Origin of the sequence: Bacillus silvicola (assembly GCF_050524305.1) — a bacterium.
Classification (GTDB): Bacteria; Bacillota; Bacilli; order Bacillales; family Bacillaceae_G; genus Bacillus_A; species Bacillus_A cereus_AT.
In genome coordinates, this window is sequence record NZ_JBNGVC010000025.1 from 1 (window position 1) to 4,933 (window position 4,933).

Consider the following 4,933-nt stretch of genomic DNA (forward strand, 5'->3'; position numbering starts at 1 on the left):
CAGCACCTGATTATTCAGAATTAAAAATATTTAGAAAGGGGGCATTTTTTATGAAGAGTTGAAAAGAAATATCTTAATATGAATAACATTTACAGTATTTGTATTAAAGGGAAATTTATTTATAGCACAAAAGTTTTTTCAACAGATACTAATACCCCTATGAAAATAGGAAATATTCCAATATCCACAAAAGTCAAAAAACATCTATAACAGTAGATTAACTTTCTCAAAACAATCTCGACCATCTAATCATTCTAATAAACCCGTATAATTTATTAATAATCTTAAAAACTAGATAAACCTTACAACAAGACAAATTAATTTATAGTATAGCAATATGTACATTTTATTATTACACAGATATGTAAGCGTTTACTTTCCCGTAGCTAAAAAAATGAAAAAATATAAAAATTATCATTCTACAATCTTTATATAGAATGATAATTACTAGTGAATAAGAGATATTTACTTACAACTAGTATAGAAATATGTTGTAAATCTAAAAAAAATAGAACACTAAAATCTCAAAAAAAGGGGCTGGAAATATGAAAAAAAACAGTAAAAAGACAAAACAGATTTTATCTCTAGCTATGATTGGGGCTATTAGTTCATCATTTGCATTTACATCCCCAGGTTCAGTAAGTGCAGCACAAATTAGTTCTGTTCAAAACATTGCACAACAACAAAATGCATATATAGCAGATTGGCGTGAACCTTTTGAAGCCGCCTATAAATATATGCACAACTTACATGATGACTATTTTATTTCCGAAACAGCAGAATATAAACTTACTAACGTTTATCAGACATCAGTAGAGCAAATTGGTTCACCTACTATTACTAATTCAAGTAGTTTATTTGTAGGGAGATCAACTTTAACTAATAATACCAACCAAGATCAAACACTTACTACAAATGAATTTTCAAAGAATTTTGAAAATTCCGTTACAAATGCTACTACAAATGGATTTAATTTAGGGGCAAGTGCTTCTGCAACATTTAAAATTCCATTAGTTGGAGAGACAAGTATTGAATTGTCCACTGAATATAATTTTTCAGACACAAAGGAAACAACAAAAACTGAAGGTTACACGTATACTGCTAGCGCACAAAATATTGTAGTACCTGCAAATTCATCTGTAGAAGTTGTTGTGAGCTTAAATACTGCTAAAATAAATGGAAATGTAAATCTACTTTCTCGCATGGATGGGACAATTACTTACGATAGAAGCCTAAATGGTGGCTATAATTCTTCTAAATTTACAGAATCACTAGGAAGCTTTACAAAAACAGCTTTGCTATGGGGATCCCAGCCTCGTTTACGAGTTGATAACAGTAATAATTTATATTTAGTAGGGAAAGGAACATACTCAGCAGAATACGGAACAGAATTTCTTGTAAGTGTAAGACCTGTTGAAAAACCTAAAGGATTAGCAGCTACTCCTAGCAAATTAAATAATGAAGGTTACACATATACGGTAAAACCAGAAGTTGAAAAAACAAAATAAAATAAGCATATTTTTTAATAAAAAAACAACGAATGGTTGCTGTATCCCAAAAGGGATTAATTGTGACGAAAATGTGTCTAAACGTACAAAATTCCCGAAATGATATGGTGCGGCCTATTTGCTAAAAATAAAAGAGGCGTTTCTTTAAAAAAGGGAAACGCCTCTTTTATTTAATAAATAAAATTCTACTTTAACACTTACAATACCTAGTCAATTTTACTTTGGAGTTAAAGTTAAAAAATTGCATTACAAAATTATCTACGAGTTTTATTCTAACATATAAAACAAAAAAATATCATTAATATAATAATATATACAAAATTACATACATTGCCCGTAAAAACAATTTTAATAGTTTTGTATATAAAATACCCAGGGATTAAAATAAACGCCTAAAAAGATCGTTTTCCTTGTTTTTGGGTGTGAGGTTTATGGCTGGGGTGAAGCGAAGCGAGGGGCTAGCCCCTTATAGTGTCACAAAAATATAGAATAAGGGTGTATTCATAGACAGTTGATCGAGGCGGTTCGGCAGGTATAATTGCTAGTCCAAGTCGTGCTACCTAAATCCTCGTTTTTGGTATGTTCGGCTTGGCGATATGCCAACACCTGCCGAAATCCACTCATCAATGGTAAAGCGAAGCGGAAAAGGTGGAGATTTTTGAGAGTTTTTTCCTCAAAAATACTACCTGTCCATTGATGAGTGGATAGCCCTTTAATAGATATAGAAGGAACAACCTAGTAAACCCTTGATAAATAAGGGTTTATAGTTTTCTTATGTTCACCCTAGGGGTGAACATATATGTTCACCCCTAGGGTGAACATAAGAAAACAAGATGTTCATTTTTTTGTTGTTTTTGTGAACATCTTGTTCTATAATTTAAACAAGATGTTCACAAAAGTAAAAATATATGTTCATAAAGAAAGGTTGATAATTTTGCCAAATAAAGATGATATTAATATCAGTAAAAATGAGTTAATACAAATTCTTGAATTAACTGGATTACCTTTATCTTCTGTTGAAAAATTAATCAACTTAAAAGATGCTGAACAAAAAGAAATTGAACAACGTAAAAAAGAAATTGATAATCCTCCATTTGTACAAGTTTATAAAGGAATGGGGTTAAAAGCCCTACAATTATTAATTAAAGATAATCAGCTAGCTAGTGAAATTTTTGTCTTCTTCTTAGATAACATGAACAATAACAATCTAGTAATGGCTTCACAACAACTTTTAAGCGAAGAATTTGGAAAAGGCAGAACAACAATATATAAAGCTATTAAATATCTTGAAGAACATAATTTTATTAACGTTGCAAAAGTAGGTACAGCTAATGCATACATAATAAATCCAGAAGTAGCCTTTCAAAATGCACATAATAAAAAAAAGTATGTTGGTTTTAACGGAACAATTTTATTAAGTAAAAAAGAAAATAATAAGCTGTTTGACAAATATAATTACAACAATATTAAAATATTAAAAGAAAAAGAATAACACCAAAAAGCACCCAAATTTATGGGTACTTTTTGGTGTTATTCTTTTTACCTTTCTAAACCACTATCTCTATTTCTATTTTTCTCTTTTTTCTTTTGTTGTATATTTTTTGAAGCAAGATCATAACCTTTCTTCTCATGTTCAGTTAAATTTTTTTCACTAAATCGAGTATTACTAAATGGATTTAAAGTGATATTCACTTTCTTTTTGCAATACCCTACGATTTGTTGGAATTTCTCTATTCCTTGAGGAACTCGTTCTTTATAAAACTCCTGCATTTGTGCAAATAACTTTTGAAGTCTTTCATATTTCGCTTTATATGGTTCTAATTCTTTTTTCTCTTTTTCTAAATATTTTATAGTTGTATGTAAATCTGTATTATTCACTTTCAATGCATGATTTTGTCTCTGTAACGTCTCATTTTCTCTTTTAAAGGCCTCTGATGCTTTAGCAAGGGTTTTAATCCTTTGAAAGTCTTCTAAGCCAATTTCAACCGTTTTAGAGCGAATAAGCCCCCCTTTTTCTTTCACAGACATGTTTTCTACCTTTTTCCCAACATTAACTGCCCTTTTTAAATCATTTAAACGATTTTTCATTTGTTGCATAGACTTCTCTATTTGTTGTTTCTCTAACTCTTTCTCTACAAGGGTATCTTCTAACACTTGTACTTCTTCTTTTACTGTCAAAGCCTTAAAACGTGCGGTTTCAATATGTTTTTTATCACTAGATACTCCCCGTTCTAAATCAAAACCTTTCTCTACCATATGAGCATGAAAATCATCCTGGAGTGAAACCAACTCTTTACGGTTAAAAATCTGTTTCGCTGACAATTTCTTTTCTTCCGTTATTGGAACCATCCCTACATGCATATGAGGTGTTTTTTCATCCAAATGTACCACTGCATGTACAATGTTTTGTTCTCCATATCGTTCCTTAAGAACACTATAAGCTTCTTTAAAAAATTCTTTTTGAGAATCTGAATCTTTTTGACTTAAACTTTCAAAGAAATCTCTATCACTTGTTACCACAAATTCACACATCACAACTGCATCTTTTCGAATCGCTCGATTGGTTTCCACATTCTGTTCAATTTTTTCTTTTACTGTTTTTAAATAATCAATGTACTGATCGTTATGTAAATCATAATTCAAATGACTTTGTTCTTTTTCAATATCAAGATTTGTATGACTCTCTTTTTCTCGTTGATTATGAATCTGGATTCCCTTCACATCTCGCATCTTAAATTTCTGCATTCTACAAATCGCAAAACTCACGAATCCTCACCTCAGCTTGTCCTATTTTTTCCCTCTATTTTGTTCTCGACCACTCTATAAAGTATATACATTTCCCTACTGTTTTTCGGTGGACTTCCATGTAAAGTATAGCACACTATACTTTACTATCGTAAAGGTGTGCCCTGCGGGGCAATTCGGCTTTGCCGAGCCATGACCTGTCATGGCAAAAACCATCTCGTAAACGTTAAATAGTCGTCCCCCGATGGACGCTATTTATTTCACGTTTTCTTGACCACGAGCCTCTAAACCCTCAAACTCCCGAAGACAATCCCACAGAGCAAAAACCGCCCTTGTGGGACAACCTTCAGTAGTTTGCATGAGGGTTTCCCTCATGGTAAAGAAACTTTCGCGACATAATCGCTTAGCGTATTGCTCCTTTCATTGCACTATCTCCTAGAAAAACACTCTTTTTATCTACATTAAATAAATTAATAAAGAAAAAACGACCTCGAGGAAAAAGAAGCGTAAATAAAATTAGATCTATGTAGTTCACAAATTTTAAAAAGATTAATGAAATAATTAGACAAAATTAGACATTATATGCTATATTTTTCATAAAAAGGACATAGACAGATTATTCAGAATTAAAAATATTTAGAAAGGGGGCATTTTTTATGAAGAGTTGAAAAGAAATATCT

Annotated in this window: 3 protein-coding genes; 2 read left to right on the forward strand and 1 reads right to left on the reverse strand. The window is 31.2% G+C overall.

The features are described 5' to 3' along the window. Positions 1–545 precede the first annotated feature (545 nt). Together ACP6L7_RS36135 and ACP6L7_RS36140 are read left to right on the forward strand one after the other, a co-directional pair. Positions 546–1,508, forward strand: coding sequence for an ETX/MTX2 family pore-forming toxin (locus tag ACP6L7_RS36135; protein ID WP_430529208.1), 963 nt, complete (start codon positions 546–548; stop codon positions 1,506–1,508). Positions 1,509–2,442: 934 nt separating this feature from the next. Next, positions 2,443–3,000 carry a replication/maintenance protein RepL gene (locus ACP6L7_RS36140; RefSeq protein WP_430529210.1) on the forward strand — a complete coding sequence of 186 codons (558 nt, stop codon included), beginning with the start codon at positions 2,443–2,445 and terminating at the stop codon, positions 2,998–3,000. Positions 3,001–3,047: 47 nt separating this feature from the next. Here ACP6L7_RS36140 and mobV read toward each other — a convergent pair whose 3' ends face one another. Next, a complete protein-coding gene (mobV, locus tag ACP6L7_RS36145) occupies positions 3,048–4,274 on the reverse strand; it encodes a MobV family relaxase (RefSeq protein ID WP_430529209.1) in 1,227 nt (408 codons plus the stop codon). Positions 4,275–4,933: the final 659 nt, after the last annotated feature.

Excerpts from the sequence above, each read along its gene's own strand:
- ACP6L7_RS36135 (WP_430529208.1), top strand. The coding sequence starts at position 546 with ATGAAAAAAAACAGTAAAAAGACAAAACAGATTTTATCTCTAGCTATG.